This window comes from Pseudomonas sp. Tun-23181, from assembly GCF_057415455.1.
The window spans coordinates 3,840,457-3,857,345 of record NZ_CM171630.1; the positions used below are offsets into that span (position 1 = coordinate 3,840,457).

14 protein-coding genes are annotated in these 16,889 nt (G+C 65.3%); 8 read left to right on the plus strand and 6 right to left on the minus strand.

Translation table 11 applies throughout. The features are described 5' to 3' along the window. Positions 1 to 15 precede the first annotated feature (15 nt). Together ACDI39_RS18265 and ACDI39_RS18270 are read right to left on the minus strand one after the other, a co-directional pair. Entirely contained in the window at positions 16 to 414 is a 399-nt protein-coding gene (locus ACDI39_RS18265; RefSeq protein WP_225787651.1) for a hypothetical protein, read from the minus strand. Continuing rightward, positions 407 to 1,813 (minus strand): PAAR domain-containing protein, encoded by a 1,407-nt coding sequence (locus ACDI39_RS18270; protein WP_486536974.1) that lies wholly within the window; start codon positions 1,811 to 1,813, stop codon positions 407 to 409. The genes ACDI39_RS18265 and ACDI39_RS18270 overlap by 8 nt, the downstream gene beginning before the upstream one ends. Before the next feature lie 273 nt (positions 1,814 to 2,086). Here ACDI39_RS18270 and ACDI39_RS18275 point away from each other — a divergent pair, with 273 nt between their 5' ends. From ACDI39_RS18275 to gcvP, 5 genes are all read left to right on the plus strand, one after another. Beyond that, on the plus strand, positions 2,087 to 3,088 hold the full coding sequence (locus ACDI39_RS18275) for an extracellular solute-binding protein (protein ID WP_225787650.1): 1,002 nt from the start codon (positions 2,087 to 2,089) through the stop codon (positions 3,086 to 3,088). A 184-nt stretch (positions 3,089 to 3,272) separates the two neighbouring features. After that, positions 3,273 to 4,895 (plus strand): ABC transporter permease, encoded by a 1,623-nt coding sequence (locus ACDI39_RS18280; protein ID WP_225787649.1) that lies wholly within the window; start codon positions 3,273 to 3,275, stop codon positions 4,893 to 4,895. Positions 4,896 to 5,019: 124 nt separating this feature from the next. Continuing rightward, a complete protein-coding gene (gene gcvT, locus ACDI39_RS18285; protein WP_225787648.1) occupies positions 5,020 to 6,102 on the plus strand; it encodes a glycine cleavage system aminomethyltransferase GcvT in 1,083 nt (360 codons plus the stop codon). 47 nt (positions 6,103 to 6,149) lie between these two features. Next, on the plus strand, positions 6,150 to 6,533 hold the full coding sequence (gcvH, locus tag ACDI39_RS18290) for a glycine cleavage system protein GcvH (RefSeq protein WP_225787647.1): 384 nt from the start codon (positions 6,150 to 6,152) through the stop codon (positions 6,531 to 6,533). 77 nt (positions 6,534 to 6,610) lie between these two features. Then, positions 6,611 to 9,484 carry an aminomethyl-transferring glycine dehydrogenase gene (gene gcvP, locus ACDI39_RS18295; protein ID WP_253079832.1) on the plus strand — a complete coding sequence of 958 codons (2,874 nt, stop codon included), beginning with the start codon at positions 6,611 to 6,613 and terminating at the stop codon, positions 9,482 to 9,484. Positions 9,485 to 9,568: 84 nt separating this feature from the next. On the opposite strand, the gene ACDI39_RS18300 is transcribed toward gcvP, so the two are convergent. From ACDI39_RS18300 to ACDI39_RS18310, 3 genes are all read right to left on the minus strand, one after another. Further along, positions 9,569 to 9,883, minus strand: coding sequence for a DUF2388 domain-containing protein (locus tag ACDI39_RS18300; protein WP_225787645.1), 315 nt, complete (start codon positions 9,881 to 9,883; stop codon positions 9,569 to 9,571). A gap of 89 nt (positions 9,884 to 9,972) precedes the next feature. Next, complete coding sequence (locus ACDI39_RS18305) at positions 9,973 to 11,652, minus strand: GspE/PulE family protein (protein WP_253079833.1); 1,680 nt, start codon at positions 11,650 to 11,652, stop codon at positions 9,973 to 9,975. Positions 11,653 to 11,763: 111 nt separating this feature from the next. Further along, entirely contained in the window at positions 11,764 to 12,090 is a 327-nt protein-coding gene (locus ACDI39_RS18310) for a hypothetical protein (RefSeq protein WP_225787643.1), read from the minus strand. A gap of 126 nt (positions 12,091 to 12,216) precedes the next feature. On the opposite strand from ACDI39_RS18310, the gene ACDI39_RS18315 reads away from it, so the two are divergent. Continuing rightward, on the plus strand, positions 12,217 to 12,687 hold the full coding sequence (locus tag ACDI39_RS18315) for an Lrp/AsnC family transcriptional regulator (protein WP_225787642.1): 471 nt from the start codon (positions 12,217 to 12,219) through the stop codon (positions 12,685 to 12,687). A gap of 57 nt (positions 12,688 to 12,744) precedes the next feature. Here ACDI39_RS18315 and ACDI39_RS18320 read toward each other — a convergent pair whose 3' ends face one another. Beyond that, positions 12,745 to 14,112: a CYTH domain-containing protein gene (locus ACDI39_RS18320; protein WP_225787641.1), complete on the minus strand. Its 1,368-nt coding sequence runs from the start codon at positions 14,110 to 14,112 to the stop codon at positions 12,745 to 12,747. A gap of 147 nt (positions 14,113 to 14,259) precedes the next feature. Here ACDI39_RS18320 and argE point away from each other — a divergent pair, with 147 nt between their 5' ends. Together argE and argA are read left to right on the plus strand one after the other, a co-directional pair. Continuing rightward, entirely contained in the window at positions 14,260 to 15,402 is a 1,143-nt protein-coding gene (argE, locus tag ACDI39_RS18325) for an acetylornithine deacetylase (RefSeq protein ID WP_253079834.1), read from the plus strand. Positions 15,403 to 15,526: 124 nt separating this feature from the next. Then, positions 15,527 to 16,825, plus strand: a complete 1,299-nt coding sequence (argA, locus tag ACDI39_RS18330; RefSeq protein WP_225787639.1) for an amino-acid N-acetyltransferase — start codon at positions 15,527 to 15,529, stop codon at positions 16,823 to 16,825. Positions 16,826 to 16,889 lie beyond the last annotated feature (64 nt).

Here is a 16,889-nt window from a genome sequence, read left to right on the forward strand (position 1 = left end):
CCATAAGCTTGAGCGTCATGCCTTGCTCAGCTTCACCAATATAAAGCTGGTCACCATCCAAGCTGATCCAGCCACGGTTAGCCACGAAGAGATCAACAATTTTCTCTTTAGCTTTGCGGGAAAGTGGCGCAGCTCATCAGCATCCAACAGCCCTTTTCGTATATGAAGGCCTGCGAACAAGAGCAGACCGCAAACACAACAAACGAGCATCCAGCGGGACCTGACACTGGATGTACCCCAAGATCGTTTTTGCTGTTCAAGCCATGGACTACTCTTAATGACTCCAAGCATGATGTGAAACTCATGAGTGCATGCGACTTGGAGTTTGATAGCGACACCAAGCAAACCTGTGGCGAGGGGGCCTATAAGGAAAACAAGCTGCACCGGGAGCGGCCAGCCGTTAAAGTCAATCATGACTGAACTCATAGATCCATTCACCGGCCAACTCGCCAAGCTCATTCCCAATCAGTCCTCCGGCCAATGAACCACCGCCGACCAGTACGATGCCGCATACCGGAGCTCCGAAGCCGCTAGTTGCAACTGAGAACACGCCACATAGGCCGGCAGTGGCCAGTACGCCAAGCTCAGCGCCGAGTGCCCCACCCCCGAGTCCTCCAGTGAAGTTACCTGCCTCGGTCAGTCGAATCCGCTTACACTCTTCCGTTTCCCCTGCACGACAGACGTCTTGCACTTTCAAATATGAAGCGGTGCCGCCCAATCCAATGGCTATATTGCCGCCGTACTTGAGGTACTTCGCGGCTCTGGAAACTTCGTCCAGATGTGTCGCATAACCCGGTATCTGCCCCGGCCCGCCCGCCTTCGACCAGTGATGGACCAGGCTCTTGGTAGAAATGCCCAACTCCCGCCGAAGCCTCTCGTAACTTCCCAGTTTCAATTGCTTATTGAGAAAAGCCGCCTTCAACTGGCCATCCAACTGCTTTAGCAAGCGCTGTCGAGCCGCGAAGAACTCGTTGCTGCGAAGGTGACCATGCTGGGCGAATTGCTGCTGGTGCAGCCGTTCGATGCTCACTAGCGTCTCCCTGACCTGAGCCAGTCCATGCGACAGCATGTCCTTGCCTACGCCCATGGACTGACTGGCACCGTTGAGCAAACCGGCGATTTCAGGCTGATGCCGCATCATGAAATCAGCTTCATCGAGCTCCAGTATTGCCAGCTTTTCCCGCGCCCGCTCTGCGGCGTCCATCAACTGGGCTTCCTCACGGGTGCAGGCATCACCCTTGTCCGGGTCGCCGATGACGAAGATCTCTCCCGCCTTGAACCCCTCCTCGAACGTGGGGTTGAGCATTTGCAGCCGAGAGATCGGCAAGGTGTTGTCATGCTCGGCCAGCTCAAGCAGCACCTGGGAAAAGGACATGCTGCGTGGCACGATGTAGAAACCGGGCTCGAGGGTGCCGGGCAGCGCGCTGGCGTAATGCCGCGAAGCGCCGTCGAGCGCAGGGTTCCAGGCTTGGGCAGGGGGCGTACTGGCTCGCGCCGTGGCCTGCTGCGAGGCCTGCGGAGACGGCGGCGGGCTGAAGAGCGGCGCCACCACACGGTTGCTCCCGCTAGGGCACCCGCAGGCCACCAATGCCCCGTCCATCACCACGGGTCGGCCATCGGAAATGAAGAAGGGGTACCCCTCGACTATTCGGCCAACCTCGCCACACAACGGACAGGGTGTCGTGGCGTCGCCCTCTCGAAGGACCATGCGTCCGCCGGAGAAATAACCCGCGCCCGTACCGATACAGGTTGCGCCCGTGGTGGTGAGGTCGCCATCGACCGCCTGCCCTTTGCCATCCAGACTCACACGCATGTGCCAGCTCCTTGTGCTTGGTCAAGCCAAGGAACCTAGCAGCTCAGGCTGGGGCTTTTTCCCTGCATGCGGCGCAATAGACGCTTCCTACAAGCAATGCAGAAATTTCCGTCATGCTGTCGCACTGAGTAAAAAGAGCTGGCCTCGACGCCTCTCCGATCTCGTTTCGCCTGTCATGGGTGGGCTGCAACATTCAGTAACCTCTATGCGGGTGAGAGGAAAAATGGGATTCACTACCATTCGTACCTCTAAACCCATCGAGGAGTGCCTTCCATGTTGCCCCGCAAGCCCCTACTGGCCGCCCTGGCCCTGACCCTGTTCGGCGGCACCGCTCAGGCGGCGGACGAAGTGGTGGTGTACTCCTCGCGCATCGACGAGCTGATCAAGCCGGTGTTCGACGCCTACACCGCCGAAACCGGCGTGAAGATCAAGTTCATCACCGACAAGGAAGCCCCGTTGATGCAGCGCATCAAGGCCGAGGGCGCGAACGGCGTCGCCGACCTGCTGCTCACCGTGGATGCCGGCAACCTCTGGCAGGCCGAGCAGATGGGTATCCTGCAGCCGATCAAGTCGGACGTCATCGACCAGAACATCCCCTCCCAATACCGTGCCTCGTCCCATGACTGGACGGGCCTGAGCCTGCGTGCGCGGACCATCGTCTACTCCACCGAGCGGGTCAAGCCCGAGGAGCTGAGCACCTACGAGGCCCTGGCCGACAAGCAGTGGGAAGGCCGCCTGTGCCTGCGTACCGCGAAGAAGGTCTACAACCAGTCGCTGACCGCCACCCTGATCGAGAACCACGGCGAGGCCAAGACCGAAGAGATCATCAAGGGCTGGGTCAACAACCTCTCCACCGACGTGTTCTCCGACGACACCGCCGTGCTCCAGGCCATCGAGGCCGGCCAGTGCGACGTGGGCATCGTCAACACCTACTACTACGGCCGCCTGCACAAGGAGAAACCCAGCCTGCCGGTCAAGCTGTTCTGGCCCAACCAGGCTGACCGTGGCGTGCACGTGAACCTGTCGGGCATCGGCCTGACCAAGCACGCACCGCATCCGGAGGCCGCGAAGAAACTGGTCGAGTGGATGACCGGCGAGCGCGCGCAGAAGCTGTTCGCTGACGTCAACCAGGAGTTCCCGGCCAATCCGAAGGTCAAGCCTTCCGATGAAGTCGCCGCCTGGGGCAGCTTCAAGGCCGACAGCATTCCGGTCGAAGTGGCTGGCAAGCGCCAGGCCGAGGCGATTCGCCTGATGGATCGGGCTGGCTGGAACTAAGCGGCAGGCCTTATCCTTTGGGGCCATTCAGGCCCTGATTCGCGGCGGTTCGGCGCCCCGACAAGCCCGCTCCCACATGGCCGGGTACATCACATTGTGTGATCGACTCGGCCCCTATTGGGCGCGGGCTTGCCGGGGCGCCGAACCGCCGCGATGCGGTCGCCACGTCACCGAGATTTCAGCTTTGTCCCACGCCCCCCAACGCCGTTGGTACCTTCCGGTCTTCCTCATCGCCGCCCTGGTACTCCTGCCCCTGAGCGTCCTTGTGCTCTCGTGGCAATCGATCGACACGCAGATCTGGTCGCACCTGCTCGACACCCAGATGACCCGGCTGCTGAACAACACCCTCACCCTGGTGCTTGGCGTGGGCATCGGCGTGACCTTGCTGGGCGTGAGCCTGGCCTGGCTCACCAGCCTCTGCGAGTTCCCTGGACGGCGCTGGCTGGACTGGGCACTCATGCTGCCCTTCGCCATCCCGGCCTATGTGCTGGCGTTCGTTTTCGTCGGCCTGCTCGACTTCGCCGGCCCCGTGCAGACGGCGCTGCGCGAGGTATTCGGGCCCATGCGGCTACCGCGGGTACGCTCCACCGGTGGCGTGATCATCGTCCTGGTGCTGGTGTTCTATCCCTATGTCTACCTGCTGGCGCGGACCGCCTTCCTGGCCCAGGGCAAGGGCCTGATGGAAGCGGCGCGGGTCCTGGGCCTGTCGCCGCTGCAGGCGTTCTGGCGGGTGGCCTTGCCGATGGCGCGTCCGGCCATCGGAGCCGGCATCGCCCTGGCGCTGATGGAGACCCTGGCGGATTTCGGCGCCGTGGCCGTGTTCAACTTCGATACCTTCACCACGGCCATCTACAAGACCTGGTACGGCTTCTTCAGCCTGTCCAGCGCTGCCCAGCTGGCCAGCCTGCTGCTACTGGCCGTGATGCTGGTGCTGTATGGCGAGCGCCGTGCCCGTGGTGCGACCCGAATCGGCAACGAGCGGCCCCGGGGCCAGGCGCTCTATCACCTGCGTGGCTTCAAGGCGTTGGCGGCCAGTGGCTGGTGCCTGCTGGTATTCGCCTGCGCCTTCGTCATCCCGCTGCTGCAACTGCTGGCGTGGTTCTGGCAGCGCGGCCGGCACGACTTCGACGAGCGTTACGTCGGGCTGGTCCTGCACACCCTGTACCTGGGCGCCATGGCGGCGCTGATCACCGTCTGCGTGGCCCTGCTGCTGGCTTTCGCCCGGCGCCAGGCGCCGACCGGTGGCGTGCGGGCCGGTGTCGGCCTGGCCAACCTGGGCTATGCCTTGCCCGGCTCGGTACTGGCGGTGTCGATCATGTTGGCCTTCAGTTACCTCGACAACCAACTGGTGGTGCCCCTCTCCAAGTGGCTCGGTGGTGCCGGCAAGCCACTGCTGCTGGGAGGCCTCTCGGCGTTGCTGCTGGCCTACCTGGTGCGTTTCATCGCCGTGGCCTACGGCCCACTGGAAAGCAGCCTCGAGCGTATCCGTCCCTCGCTGCCGGAGGCATCGCGCAGCCTTGGCGTCGGCGGGGCGAGATTGTTTTTCAAGGTGTATCTACCGCTGCTGGTGCCCGGTGCGCTGAGCGCCGCCTTGCTGGTGTTCGTCGACGTGCTCAAGGAAATGCCGGCGACCTTGCTGATGCGTCCGTTCGGTTGGGACACGCTGGCAGTCCGGGTCTTCGAGATGACCAGCGAAGGCGAGTGGGCACGGGCTTCGTTGCCAGCGCTGACCCTGGTGCTGGTCGGCCTGTTGCCGGTCATCGGCTTGATCCGCCGCTCGGCCCGGCGCCCGGGGCACCCTCGCTGAGGGTGCCAGGCTTCGCCCTTGCAGCTACAATGCGCGGCATTCGCTGCAGCGGGCCTTACAAGATCGGATGACGGACAGACGTCGCCCCCCACCGCTGCTTCGCCACGCCCGGAAGGAGAAACCCATGGGACAGCGTACGCCTCTGTATGACCTGCACCTGGCGCTTGGCGCCAAGATGGTCGATTTTGGCGGTTGGGACATGCCCCTGCACTATGGTTCGCAGGTCGAGGAGCACCACCAGGTGCGCAGCGACTGCGGCGTCTTCGATGTCTCCCACATGACGGTGATCGACGTCGATGGCGTTGCCGCCACCCCTTGGCTGCAGCACCTGCTGGCCAACGACGTAGCGCGCCTGGACGGCCCCGGCAAGGCATTGTACAGCCCGCTGCTCAACGCGCAGGGTGGCGTCATCGACGACCTGATCGCCTACCGTACCGAAAGCGGCTACCGGCTGGTGGCCAACGCCGCCACCCGCGACAAGGTCCTGGCCTGGCTGCAGGCGCAGAGCGCCGGCTTCGCGGTCGGGTTCGTGGAGCGGCCGGAGCTGGCCATCCTGGCTATCCAAGGCCCCCATGCGCGGGAAAAGGTCGCCGACCTGCTCAGTGCCGCGCGCGCCGCGCTGATCCGCGAGCTGCGCCCGTTCGAGGGCGTCGCCGAGGGCGACTGGTTCATCGCCCGCACCGGCTACACCGGCGAGGACGGCCTGGAAATCATCTTCCCCGGCCAGCAGGCGCCGGCCTTCTTCAACGACCTGGTCGGCGCCGGCATCGCGCCGAGCGGCCTGGGCGCCCGCGACACCCTGCGCCTGGAAGCCGGCATGAACCTCTACGGCCAGGACATCGACGAAAACCATACTCCGCTGACGTCCAACCTGGGCTGGAGCGTCGCCTGGGAGCCGGCCGGGCGCGACTTCATCGGCCGTACCGGGCTGCTGGCGGAAATCGAGCACGGCGTGCAGGAGAAACTGGTTGGCCTGGTGCTCGAGGAGCGCGGCGTGCTGCGTGCCCACCAGGTGGTGCGGGTGGCCGGGATTGGCGAAGGGGAGATCACCAGTGGTAGTTTCTCGCCTACGCTGAGCAAGTCCATCGCCCTGGCGCGCGTGCCCATGGCCACCGGCGATCGCGCCGAGGTGGAGATCCGCGGCAAGTGGTACCCGGTGCGGGTGGTCAAGCCGACCTTCGTGCGCCACGGCAAGATCCTGATCTGAACAATTACCGGCGGGCCGACCGCTGAGCCAATCGAGGAATACAAGACATGAGCAATATCCCCGCCGAACTGCGTTTTGCCGAAAGCCACGAGTGGGCGCGCCTGGAAAGCGATGGCAGCGTGACCGTAGGTATCAGCGACCATGCCCAGGAAGCCCTGGGTGACGTGGTCTTCGTCGAGCTGGCGGAAGTGGGCAAGGTGTTCGCCGCAGGCGACGCCGCGGGCGTCGTCGAATCGGTCAAGGCCGCGTCGGACATCTACGCGCCGGTGGGGGGCGAAGTCATCGCCGTGAACGAAGCGCTGGCGGACAGCCCCGAAGAGCTGAACAACGACCCTTACGGTGCCTGGATCTTCAAGCTCAAGCCAAGCAATCCTGCTGAACTTGACAGCCTGCTGGACGCCGCCGGTTATAAAGCCGCCATAGGCGAGTAAGTTTTCCCACGGTATTGGCGATCCCTTCCTAGACTTATAAGTCTCCATGAGACCTGGTCTAGGAAGAGAGCGTCGCCATGTCCCAGTCGCCATCCCTGAGTCAACTGCAAGAGCTCAACCCCTTCCTGCATCGTCACCTGGGGCCTGACGCCTCGGAGCAGAAGGCCATGCTCGACGCCCTCGGCGTCGCCAGCCGCAGCGAACTGATCGAGCAGACCGTCCCGCCAGGCATTCGCTTCGATCGCCCTCTCGACCTGCCGCCCGCCCTGGATGAACAGGCAGCACTGGCCAGGCTGGCCGAGTACGCCGGGCAGAACCAGGTCTGGACCAGCCTGATCGGCATGGGCTACCACGGTACCGTCACGCCGACCGTCATCCTGCGCAACGTGCTGGAGAACCCAGGCTGGTACACCGCCTATACGCCCTACCAGCCGGAGATCGCCCAAGGGCGTCTGGAGGCGCTGCTGAACTTCCAGCAAATGGTCATCGACCTCACCGGCCTGCCCCTGGCCAACGCTTCGCTGCTCGACGAGGCGACGGCCGCCGCTGAGGCCATGGCCCTGGCCCGGCGCGTGGCCAAGAGCAAGAGCAACGCATTCTTCGCCGACGAGCACTGCCATCCGCAGACGCTCTCGGTGCTGCGCACCCGCGCCGAGGGTTTCGGCTTCGAACTGATCGTCGACTCCGTGGATAACCTGGGCCAGCACTCGGTGTTCGGCGCCTTGCTGCAATACCCCGACACCCATGGCGAGGTGCGCGACTTGCGGCCTCTGATCGACCAGTTGCACGGCCAACACGCCCTGGCCTGTGTCGCCGCGGATATCCTCAGCCTGGTGGTGCTCACGCCGCCAGGCGAACAGGGTGCCGACGTGGTGCTCGGCTCGACCCAGCGCTTCGGCGTGCCCATGGGCTACGGTGGCCCTCACGCGGCCTATTTCGCCTGTCGCGACGAGTTCAAGCGGGCCATGCCAGGGCGCATCATCGGCGTGTCCCGCGATGCCCGTGGCAATACCGCCCTGCGCATGGCCCTGCAGACCCGCGAGCAGCATATCCGCCGTGAGAAGGCCAACTCGAACATCTGCACCGCCCAGGTGCTGCTGGCCAACATCGCTGGTTTCTACGCGGTCTACCACGGCCCCGAGGGGCTGCGACGGATCGCCCAGCGGGTGCACCGGCTGACCTTCATCCTCGCCGCCGGGCTGGAGGCAAAGGGCATCAAGCGGCTGAATGCGCACTTCTTCGACACGCTGACCCTCGACGTGGGCGGCACCCAGGCGGCCATCATCGAGAGCGCCGAGGCTGCGCACATCAACCTGCGCATCCTCGGCCGTGGCCACCTGGGCGTCAGCCTCGACGAGACCTGCACGGAAAAAACGGTGCTACGCCTGTTCGACATCTTCCTCGGCGTCGACCACGACCTGGACATCGCCGAGCTGGACCACAAGGCCCTGCCCGAAGGCATTCCCGCAGCTCTGGTGCGCCGCACACCTTTGCTCGAGCACCCGGTGTTCAACCTGCACCACAGCGAAACCGAGATGCTGCGTTACCTCAAGCAACTGGAGAACAAGGACCTGGCGCTGAACCAGTCGATGATCCCGCTGGGTTCCTGCACCATGAAACTCAACGCCACCAGCGAGATGATTCCCATCACCTGGCCGCAGTTCGCCCAGTTGCACCCCTTCGTGCCAGAGGCCCAGGCCCAGGGTTACAAGGCGATGATCGACGAGCTGGAACGCTGGTTATGCGCCATCACCGGTTTCGATGCCATCTGCATGCAGCCGAACTCCGGTGCCCAGGGTGAATACGCCGGGTTGATGGCGATCACCCGCTATCACCGCAGCCGCCACCAGCCCCAGCGCACCTTGTGCCTGATCCCGTCGTCGGCCCATGGCACCAACCCGGCGTCGGCGCAGATGGCGGGGATGGAGGTGGTGATCGTCGAGTGCGACGACGATGGCAACGTCGATATCGACGATCTCAAGGCCAAGGCCCATGCCGCCGGGGACAGGCTTTCCTGCCTGATGATCACGTATCCGTCGACCCACGGTGTGTACGAGGAAGGTATCCGCGAGATCTGCGAGGTGGTCCACCGGCAGGGGGGACAGGTCTACATGGACGGCGCCAACCTCAATGCCCAGGTCGGCCTGGCGCGGCCGGCGGACATCGGCGCCGACGTCTCGCACATGAACCTGCACAAGACCTTCTGCATCCCCCATGGCGGTGGTGGCCCAGGCATGGGGCCGATCGGCGTGCGCGCCCATCTCCAGCCATTCGTCGCCAGCCACCCGGTGGTACCGGTTCCGGGCCTGGACCCGAACAACAGCGCGGTCAGCGCCGCACCCTGGGGTAGCGCCAGCATCCTGCCGATCAGCTGGATGTACATTGCCATGATGGGGCCGCAACTGGTCGACGCCAGCGAGGTGGCGATCCTCTCGGCCAACTACCTGGCCAGCCAGCTGGGCGGGGCTTTCCCGGTGCTCTATCGTGGGCGCAACCAGCGCGTGGCCCACGAGTGCATCCTCGACCTGCGGCCGTTGAAGGCGCTGACCGGCATCACCGAGGAAGACGTGGCCAAGCGCCTGATGGACTACGGCTTCCATGCGCCGACCATGTCGTTCCCGGTGCCGGGTACCTTGATGGTCGAGCCGACCGAGAGCGAGTCCAAGGCCGAACTGGACCGTTTCGTCGAGGCCATGCTGGCGATCCGCGCCGAGATCGGCGAGGTGCAAGAGGGCAACTGGCCCGCCGAGGACAACCCGCTCAAGCATGCGCCGCATACCCTGGCCGACGTGCTGGCGCCGTGGGAGCGGCCATACAGCCTGGAGCAGGGCGTTGCGCCCAGCGCTCACGTGCGCCAGCACAAGTACTGGCCGGCGGTGAACCGGGTCGACAATGTGTATGGGGACAGGAACCTGTTCTGTGCGTGCGTGCCGGTGGGGGCGTATCGCTGAGGGATTGGCTTTGGGGCTGCAAAGCAGCCCCAGGATTACAACGCGCCTACAGGGTGAGCGACCTCGAAGCTCGCCCGAGGAGGTTTATTCGACGACGGCATTCTTGGCCAGGATCGCGTTGGCCAGTTCCATGTCGCTGGCTTGCACACCCGGATTGTCGGCACGCACCTGGCGGATCGCCGCCTCCAGGAACGGCCCGCGGATCGCGCCGTCGCTGGCGACGAAGCTGCCGGCGTCGTCCTGGGCGGCAACGATCAGCTTGTGGTCCTTGAACGTCAGGTAGGTCGATGCCGTGGTCGCGCCTGACGAGATGATATTGCGCCAGAAGGTGTCGGCCAGGGCAGAGCCAAAGGGTAGCGAGAGCAGGGCAGTGACTGCGATGGCGGTTTTAAGACGCATGATGGTTTCACCTCGGTTGGTGAGGGCTGTGGATGACCACTTTGAGCGTGTCGCGATGACGTAAGTTCCCTGTATACAAGGGGTTTTCCTCAGGAACAGACCCGTAGCACTTCCGCTGGGCTGGTCAGGCCGCGAGCCACTTTTTCGTCCCCGCAGCGCCGCAGATCGCGCAGCCCCTCGGCCAGGGCCAACTGGCGCAAGGCGGCGAGGTCCGTGCCGGGGCCGATGCTGGCGCGCAGGCGCTCGCCCGGCAGCAGCAGCTCGAACAGGCCGGTGCGGCCGTGATAGCCGGTGCTCCGGCAGGTCCGGCAGGAGGCTGCCCCGTGCTGGGCACTGCCCCGGCAGTCCTGGCATAGGGTGCGTACCAGGCGCTGGGCCATGACGCCGATCAGGGTGGCCTTGATCAGGTAGTCGGCTACGCCAAGCTCCTGCAGGCGGGTCACTGCGCCGCAGGCATCGTTGGTGTGCAGGGTCGAGAGCACCAGGTGCCCGGTGAGGGCGGCCTGGACTGCGACCTGGGCGGTCTCGCGGTCGCGTATCTCGCCGATCATGATGATGTCTGGGTCCTGGCGCAGCAGGGCGCGCACGCCATTGGCGAAGCCCAGGTCCAGCGCAGGCTGGACCTGCAACTGGTTGAAGGCTGGCTCCAGGCGTTCGATGGGGTCTTCGATGGTGCACAGGTTGACCTGCGGCGTGGCCAGTTGCTTGAGGCTGGCATAGAGCGTGCTGGTCTTGCCCGAACCGGTCGGGCCGGTGACCAGGATGATGCCTTGGCGCTGGCGCAGCAGGGCCTGCCAGCGTTGCAGCAGTTCGCCATCCAGGCCCAGGTTGTCGAAGTCTTCGTGCAACTGTTGCGGATCGAACAGGCGCAGCACCAGTTTCTCGCCGAAGGGCGTCGGCAGGGTGGACAGGCGCAGTTCCACTTCGCTTCCACCGGGCAGGCGGCTTTTCAGGCGGCCGTCCTGGGGGCGGCGTTTTTCGGCTACGTCCATGCGCCCCAGGTGCTTCAGGCGGCTGACCAGCGCCAGGGTGACCCCGGCGGGGAAGGCGTAGACGGTGTGCAGCAGGCCGTCGATGCGATAGCGCAGGCGGCCCTGCTCGCGGCCGGGTTCGAGGTGGATGTCGCTGGCGCGCTGCTCGATGGCGTACTGCAGGATCCAGTCGACGATGTGCACGATATGGGCATCGTCGGCGCTGGCTTCGGCCTGGCGCTTGCCAAGCTCCAGCAGTTGCTCCAGCTCCCCCAGGCCAGTGGCCTGGTATTGCGCGCCCTGTACCGAGTGGGCCAGGCGCACGAAGGTCTGGCCCAGTTGGCGGATCTGCACCGGGTTGGCCAGCACGCGACGGATCGGCTTGCCCAGGCTGCGGGCCAGGTCGATTTCCCAGTCGCGCTGGCAGGGTTGTGCGCTGGCCACGGTGACGCCGTGTTCATCGACCGCCACGGCGAGGATGCCATGGCGCTGGGCGAAGGCAGGGGAGATCAGCCCGGCGACCTGCGACAGCTCCAGTTGCAGCGGGTCGAGGCGCAGGTAGGGTTGGCCCACCTTGCCGGCCAGCCACTGGCCCAGGCTGTCCAGGTCCAGGCGCTGGCCGGGCTGCTGGCGATCGTCCAGGGCCAGGCTGGCGAGGGTTTCCAGGGGATGTTCGTCGGGGTGGCTGGCGGCCCGTTCGAGCACGCGCATGACGTCGTTGGCGTCCAGGCGTCGCTCGGCCAGCAGGGCGTCGAGCAGGCGATTAAGGTCCAGGGCATGGTGTTGGTCGGTATACATGGCGGCGTCCGTGCCAGGTGTAGGTGTCCTGGGGAAGGCTAGCCGGGGGGAAGCAGATGCGCGCTGGCAAAGGGTTTCCGGATCTTGCGGCACGGGCCTTGCGCGATGAGTTCAGCCCACCGCGAGTTCGACCATCTTCGGCATGTTCTCCAGGCTGACGTCACCCACGCACACTAGGTTGCGCAGCTTCTGCGCGATCACCTCGGCCCGGTGCCAGCTCAGGCCGTCGACGCCCACTTCGATGTCGAGCAGGTCATCCCGCTGGTTGACCTGGACGCGATGTGGCGTGAGGAACTGCAAGGCGAACAGGTTGAGCACCCGGCACAGGCTGTCTGGCTCGGCTTCGGCCTGCAGGCGGTAGTGCACGGTGCAGTGGACGGCGCTGGCGGCCCAGGTGTCGGTGCGGTGCGGGGTGTCGGGCCGTTCGAGTGCGTTCATGCCGGTCTCCATCGGTGAGGGAGAAATTCTTGCACGCCTTGGCGGGTATTTTTTCGCTATGATTCCATCAATTTGCCTATTGGGCAGATAGATCTATTCGTCATTAGGCAGATTGGAGAATCATTCATGCAAGGTGAGCTGGACGCCTACGACCGACGCATCCTGGCGCTGCTGCAAGAAGACGCCTCGCTGTCCAGCGCGCAGATTGCCGAGCGCGTGGGCCTGTCGCAATCGCCGTGCTGGCGGCGTATCCAACGGCTCAAGGAGGAAGGGGTGATCCGTGGCCAGGTGACCCTGCTCGATCGCAAGAAGGTCGGCCTGAACACGCAGATATTCGCCGAAGTGAAGCTCAACGCCCACGGGCGCTCCAACTTCACCGAGTTCACCGAGGCGATCCGGGGCTTTCCAGAGGTGCTGGAGTGCTATGTGCTGATGGGGTCGGTGGACTTCCTGCTGCGCATCGTGACCTCGGACATCGAGGCTTACGAGCGTTTCTTCTTCGAGAAACTGTCGAATGTGCCGGGGATCCAGGAGGTCAACTCGATCGTCGCGTTGTCGGAGATCAAGTCCACGACCAGCTTGCCGCTGGGGCGGTGATGCCGCCAGTTGGGACTGCAAAGCAGCCCCAATATCGCTTCGGCGGCCCCGGGTGGCTCAAGCCTTGAGCAGGTGCTTCCAGGCGCGGCTCTTGTCCACCAGACGTGCCTGCTCGACGCGGGCTTCCAGCAACTCATCCGACAGTGGCCGTTCGGCCAACTGGTGCAGCTTGTTCAGCTCACCATAGAGACGGTCCAGCTGCGGCGCCTCGACCACCTGGCGGGCATGGTGCAGCCAGGCCTGCAGGCGCTCGATACGTGGCAGTTGCTCGGCCAGGTCTTCCGGGCGCTGGGCATACAGTGGCAACTGCAGGGCGCGGGCTTCCTCGGCGAGCAGGTGCAGCAGCCAGCTGGCCAGTTGCGCCTTGCCCTGGCGCTCGCCGCGGCCGGTGCGTTCGGCGGTCCAGGCGCGAGCCAGCAGCCAGCGCGAGGTCTCCAGGGAGAACTGGCCCCAGCGGGTGTCTTCCAGCTCCTCGGCGAACTGCTCCGGGGCGGCGCGGCGCACGTCCTCGTCGTCGTTGCCGGCGTGTACCAGTGGACGCCAGTCTTCCAGCAGGGCATCGAGGCTGGTGCGCAGGGTGCGGGTGCTGGCCCGTGGCGCAGCCTGGCCCAGGCTGCCGACCAGGGCACGCAGTTCGACCAGGCAGCCGACCCAGTCCTGCAGCAGGCGCCAGTGGCCGTTGTGGCGGTATTGCTCGGCCAGGCGCTGGCTGCTGCCCAACAACTGCCAGGCGAGGGCGGCGAAGGCGTCGTCCAGCGCCATCTCGGCGTCCAGCTGGGTGCTCGGCAGGCTCAATTCGTAGCTATCGGGCTCGAGCAAGCGGTAGCCGCGCTCGGCCTTGCTGATGTCGCAAGGCATCAGCGGCAGGCTGGCGGCCAGCTCCGCCGCGAGCTCCAGCAGGGCTTCGGGGGCGCCTTCACGCAGTTCCAGCTCCAGTTCGCTGATCGCTTCCTTGCGCTTGCCGGCGATGACGAAACCCTGGTCGAGGGCGGCCTCGATCACCACCTTGGCCTTGCCGCGGCCCCAGGCGATCTCGGCGTATTCGCGGGTGAAGTCGGTGGTGAACAGCGGCTTGATGGTCTTCTTGTCCAGGTCGGCCAATTGCGCCGGCCAGCAACTGTCGTCGAGCTTCTTCAGGTCGAGCTTGACCTTGTCCAGGTACCATTCGTACTCGTTGCGCTCGGACAGGCCGGCCACGCTCTGGCCACGGCACTTGAGGGTCTGGATGATCACCTCGCCGTCGCGGCGCAGGCGCAGGGCGACGCGGGCGGCGGCGAGGTCGCGGGCCGGGGTGTCGAAGTACTGGTTGAGCAGCTCGCGGGTCTGCCAGCCGGACTTGTTGCGCTTTTTCAGCAAGGGGTGCTCGCGCAGCGCGGCGAGGGTTTCGCGGCTGGCACGGAGCTTGAGTTCGGTTTCTTTGTGCATCGCAGGCTCGAAGGAGAGGGCATCGTTGCCAGGCAGTTTACAGGAGTCGCTTGCGCACTGTGGGTTTACTGCTGGGGGCGGGCCGTCAGCTTGCCCGGGGACGGGCGTGCGTTGCTATGATGGGCAACGATTCCGAGGAGAACGTGCATGCCCTTGCCGTCGCTGAAAGACCAGTTCGCCGCCCTGATCGCCGCCCCCTCGGTCAGTTGTACCCAGCCTGCGCTGGACCAGTCCAACCGCCAGGTCATCGATCTGCTGGCCAGCTGGCTGGGCGACCTGGGGTTCGCCTGCGAAATCCGCCAGGTCACGCCGGGCAAGTTCAACCTGCTGGCCAGCCGTGGCAGCGGCCCGGGCGGCCTGGTGCTGGCCGGACACAGCGATACCGTGCCTTGCGACCCGAATTTGTGGGCCAGCGACCCGTGGACGCTGACCGAAGTCGATGGCCGTTGGATAGGCCTGGGCAGTTGCGACATGAAAGGCTTCTTCGCCCTGGTCATCGAGGCGGTCAGGCCCTTGCTGGAGCATGGCTTCAAGCGACCGCTGCTGATCCTCGCCACCTGCGACGAAGAAAGCTCCATGTCCGGCGCCCGCGCCCTGGCCGAGGCCGGGCAGCCTCTGGGGCGTGCGGCAGTGATCGGCGAGCCTACCGGCCTGCGGCCGATCCGCATGCACAAGGGGATTCTCATGGAGCGCATCGAGGTCCTTGGTCGCAGTGGCCACTCGTCGGACCCGAGCCTGGGCCGCAGCGCCCTGGAAGCCATGCATGCGCTGATGGGCGAGCTGATGGGGCTGCGCCAGCAATGGCAGCAGACCTATCGCAACCCGCAGTTCACGGTACCGACGCCGACGATGAATTTCGGTTGCATCCACGGTGGCGACAACCCCAACCGTATCTGCGGCCAGTGTGCCCTGGAGTTCGATCTGCGCCCCTTGCCGGGCATGGACGCCGAGCAGTTGCGTGCGGCGATCCGCGAGAAGCTGGTGCCGGTGGCGGAGCGTTTCGAGGTGCAGATCGACTATGCGCCGCTGTTCCCCGAGGTGCCGCCGTTCGAGCAGGCCGCCGATGCCGAGCTGGTGCAATTGGCCGAACGTCTGACCGGCCATCGCGCCGAAGCGGTGGCCTTCGGCACCGAAGCGCCTTATCTTCAGCAACTCGGTTGCCAGACCATCGTGCTCGGCCCCGGTGACATCGCCTGCGCCCACCAGCCGGGCGAATACCTGGAAATGTCACGAATCGAGCCTACCGTACGTCTATTGCGTGACCTGATCCGGCATTATTGCCTGAGCTAAACGTCCATTGACCTGATTCGTTCCTGCCTAGAGGAGAGCGCGCGTGACCGCAAGCCTGTTCCGACGATGATTTTGAACCGCGTCCGTTTCGCCGTTCTCCGTTCACTTATCCACAGGCCCCGTCATGCCCGAATACGTCAACTGGCTACGTCATGCCTCCCCGTACATCAATGCCCATCGCGACTGCACCTTCGTGGTCATGCTGCCCGGCGATGGGGTGGCGCATCCCAATTTCGGCAACATCGTCCATGACCTGGTGCTGCTGCACAGCCTCGGCGTGCGGCTGGTGCTGGTGCATGGCTCTCGTCCACAGATCGAGAGCCGCCTGGCCGCCCGCGGGTTGACCCCGCACTACCACCGCGGCATGCGCATCACCGACGCGGCGACCCTCGAATGCGTGATCGATGCGGTGGGCGCCCTGCGCATCGCCATCGAGGCGCGCCTGTCCATGGACATGGCGGCGTCGCCCATGCAGGGCTCGCGCCTGCGGGTGGCCGCCGGCAACCTGGTCACCGCCCGGCCGATCGGCGTGCTCGAAGGGGTCGACTATCACCACACCGGCGAGGTGCGGCGGATCGACCGCAAGGGCATCAACCGCCTGCTGGACGAGCGCTCCATCGTGCTGCTGTCGCCCCTGGGCTATTCGCCCACCGGCGAGATCTTCAACCTGGCCTGCGAGGACGTGGCGACCCGCGCCGCCATCGAGCTGGGAGCCGACAAGCTGCTGTTGTTCGGTGCCGAGTCGGGCCTGCTCGACGAGCACGGCAAGCTGGTGCGCGAGCTGCGTCCGCAGCAGGTCGCACCGCACCTGCTGCGCCTGGGCAGCGACTACCAGGGCGAGTTGCTGGACGCTGCGGCCGAGGCCTGCAAGGGCGGCGTGGCGCGCAGCCATATCGTCAGCTATGCCGAGGACGGTGCGCTGCTCACCGAGCTGTTCACCCGTGATGGCGGCGGCACCCTGGTGGCCCAGGAGCAGTTCGAGATCGTCCGCGAGGCGTCGATCGAGGATGTCGGCGGCCTGCTGGAGCTGATCAGCCCGCTGGAAGAGCAGGGCATCCTGGTGCGGCGTTCGCGCGAGGTGCTGGAGCGGGAGATCGAGCAGTTCAGCGTGGTCGAGCGTGACGGCATGATCATCGCCTGCGCGGCGTTGTACCCGATCGCCGATTCCGAGGCGGGGGAGTTGGCGTGCCTGGCGGTGAACCCGGAGTATCGCCATGGTGGGCGGGGGGACGAGTTGCTCGAGCGGATCGAGAGCCGGGCGCGCAAGCTTGGGCTCAAGACCTTGTTCGTGCTGACGACCCGTACCGCCCACTGGTTCCGCGAGCGTGGCTTCGCGCCCAGTGGCGTGGAGCGGCTGCCGGCGGCGCGGGCGTCGCTGTACAACTACCAGCGCAATTCGAAGATCTTCGAGAAGCCCCTGTAAGTAGCCTGTAGCGCGGTTTCTGTGTGGGAGCGGCCTTGTGTCGCGAAAGGCCGCTCCCACATCT

Coding starts and splice junctions, on each gene's coding strand:
- ACDI39_RS18265 (WP_225787651.1), bottom strand. CDS start 414: ATGATTGACTTTAACGGCTGGCCGCTCCCGGTGCAGCTTGTTTTCCTT.
- ACDI39_RS18270 (WP_486536974.1), bottom strand. CDS start 1,813: ATGCGTGTGAGTCTGGATGGCAAAGGGCAGGCGGTCGATGGCGACCTC.
- ACDI39_RS18275 (WP_225787650.1), top strand. CDS start 2,087: ATGTTGCCCCGCAAGCCCCTACTGGCCGCCCTGGCCCTGACCCTGTTC.
- gcvT (WP_225787648.1), top strand. CDS start 5,020: ATGGGACAGCGTACGCCTCTGTATGACCTGCACCTGGCGCTTGGCGCC.
- gcvH (WP_225787647.1), top strand. CDS start 6,150: ATGAGCAATATCCCCGCCGAACTGCGTTTTGCCGAAAGCCACGAGTGG.
- gcvP (WP_253079832.1), top strand. CDS start 6,611: ATGTCCCAGTCGCCATCCCTGAGTCAACTGCAAGAGCTCAACCCCTTC.
- ACDI39_RS18300 (WP_225787645.1), bottom strand. CDS start 9,883: ATGCGTCTTAAAACCGCCATCGCAGTCACTGCCCTGCTCTCGCTACCC.
- ACDI39_RS18305 (WP_253079833.1), bottom strand. CDS start 11,652: ATGTATACCGACCAACACCATGCCCTGGACCTTAATCGCCTGCTCGAC.
- ACDI39_RS18310 (WP_225787643.1), bottom strand. CDS start 12,090: ATGAACGCACTCGAACGGCCCGACACCCCGCACCGCACCGACACCTGG.
- ACDI39_RS18315 (WP_225787642.1), top strand. CDS start 12,217: ATGCAAGGTGAGCTGGACGCCTACGACCGACGCATCCTGGCGCTGCTG.
- ACDI39_RS18320 (WP_225787641.1), bottom strand. CDS start 14,112: ATGCACAAAGAAACCGAACTCAAGCTCCGTGCCAGCCGCGAAACCCTC.
- argE (WP_253079834.1), top strand. CDS start 14,260: ATGCCCTTGCCGTCGCTGAAAGACCAGTTCGCCGCCCTGATCGCCGCC.
- argA (WP_225787639.1), top strand. CDS start 15,527: ATGCCCGAATACGTCAACTGGCTACGTCATGCCTCCCCGTACATCAAT.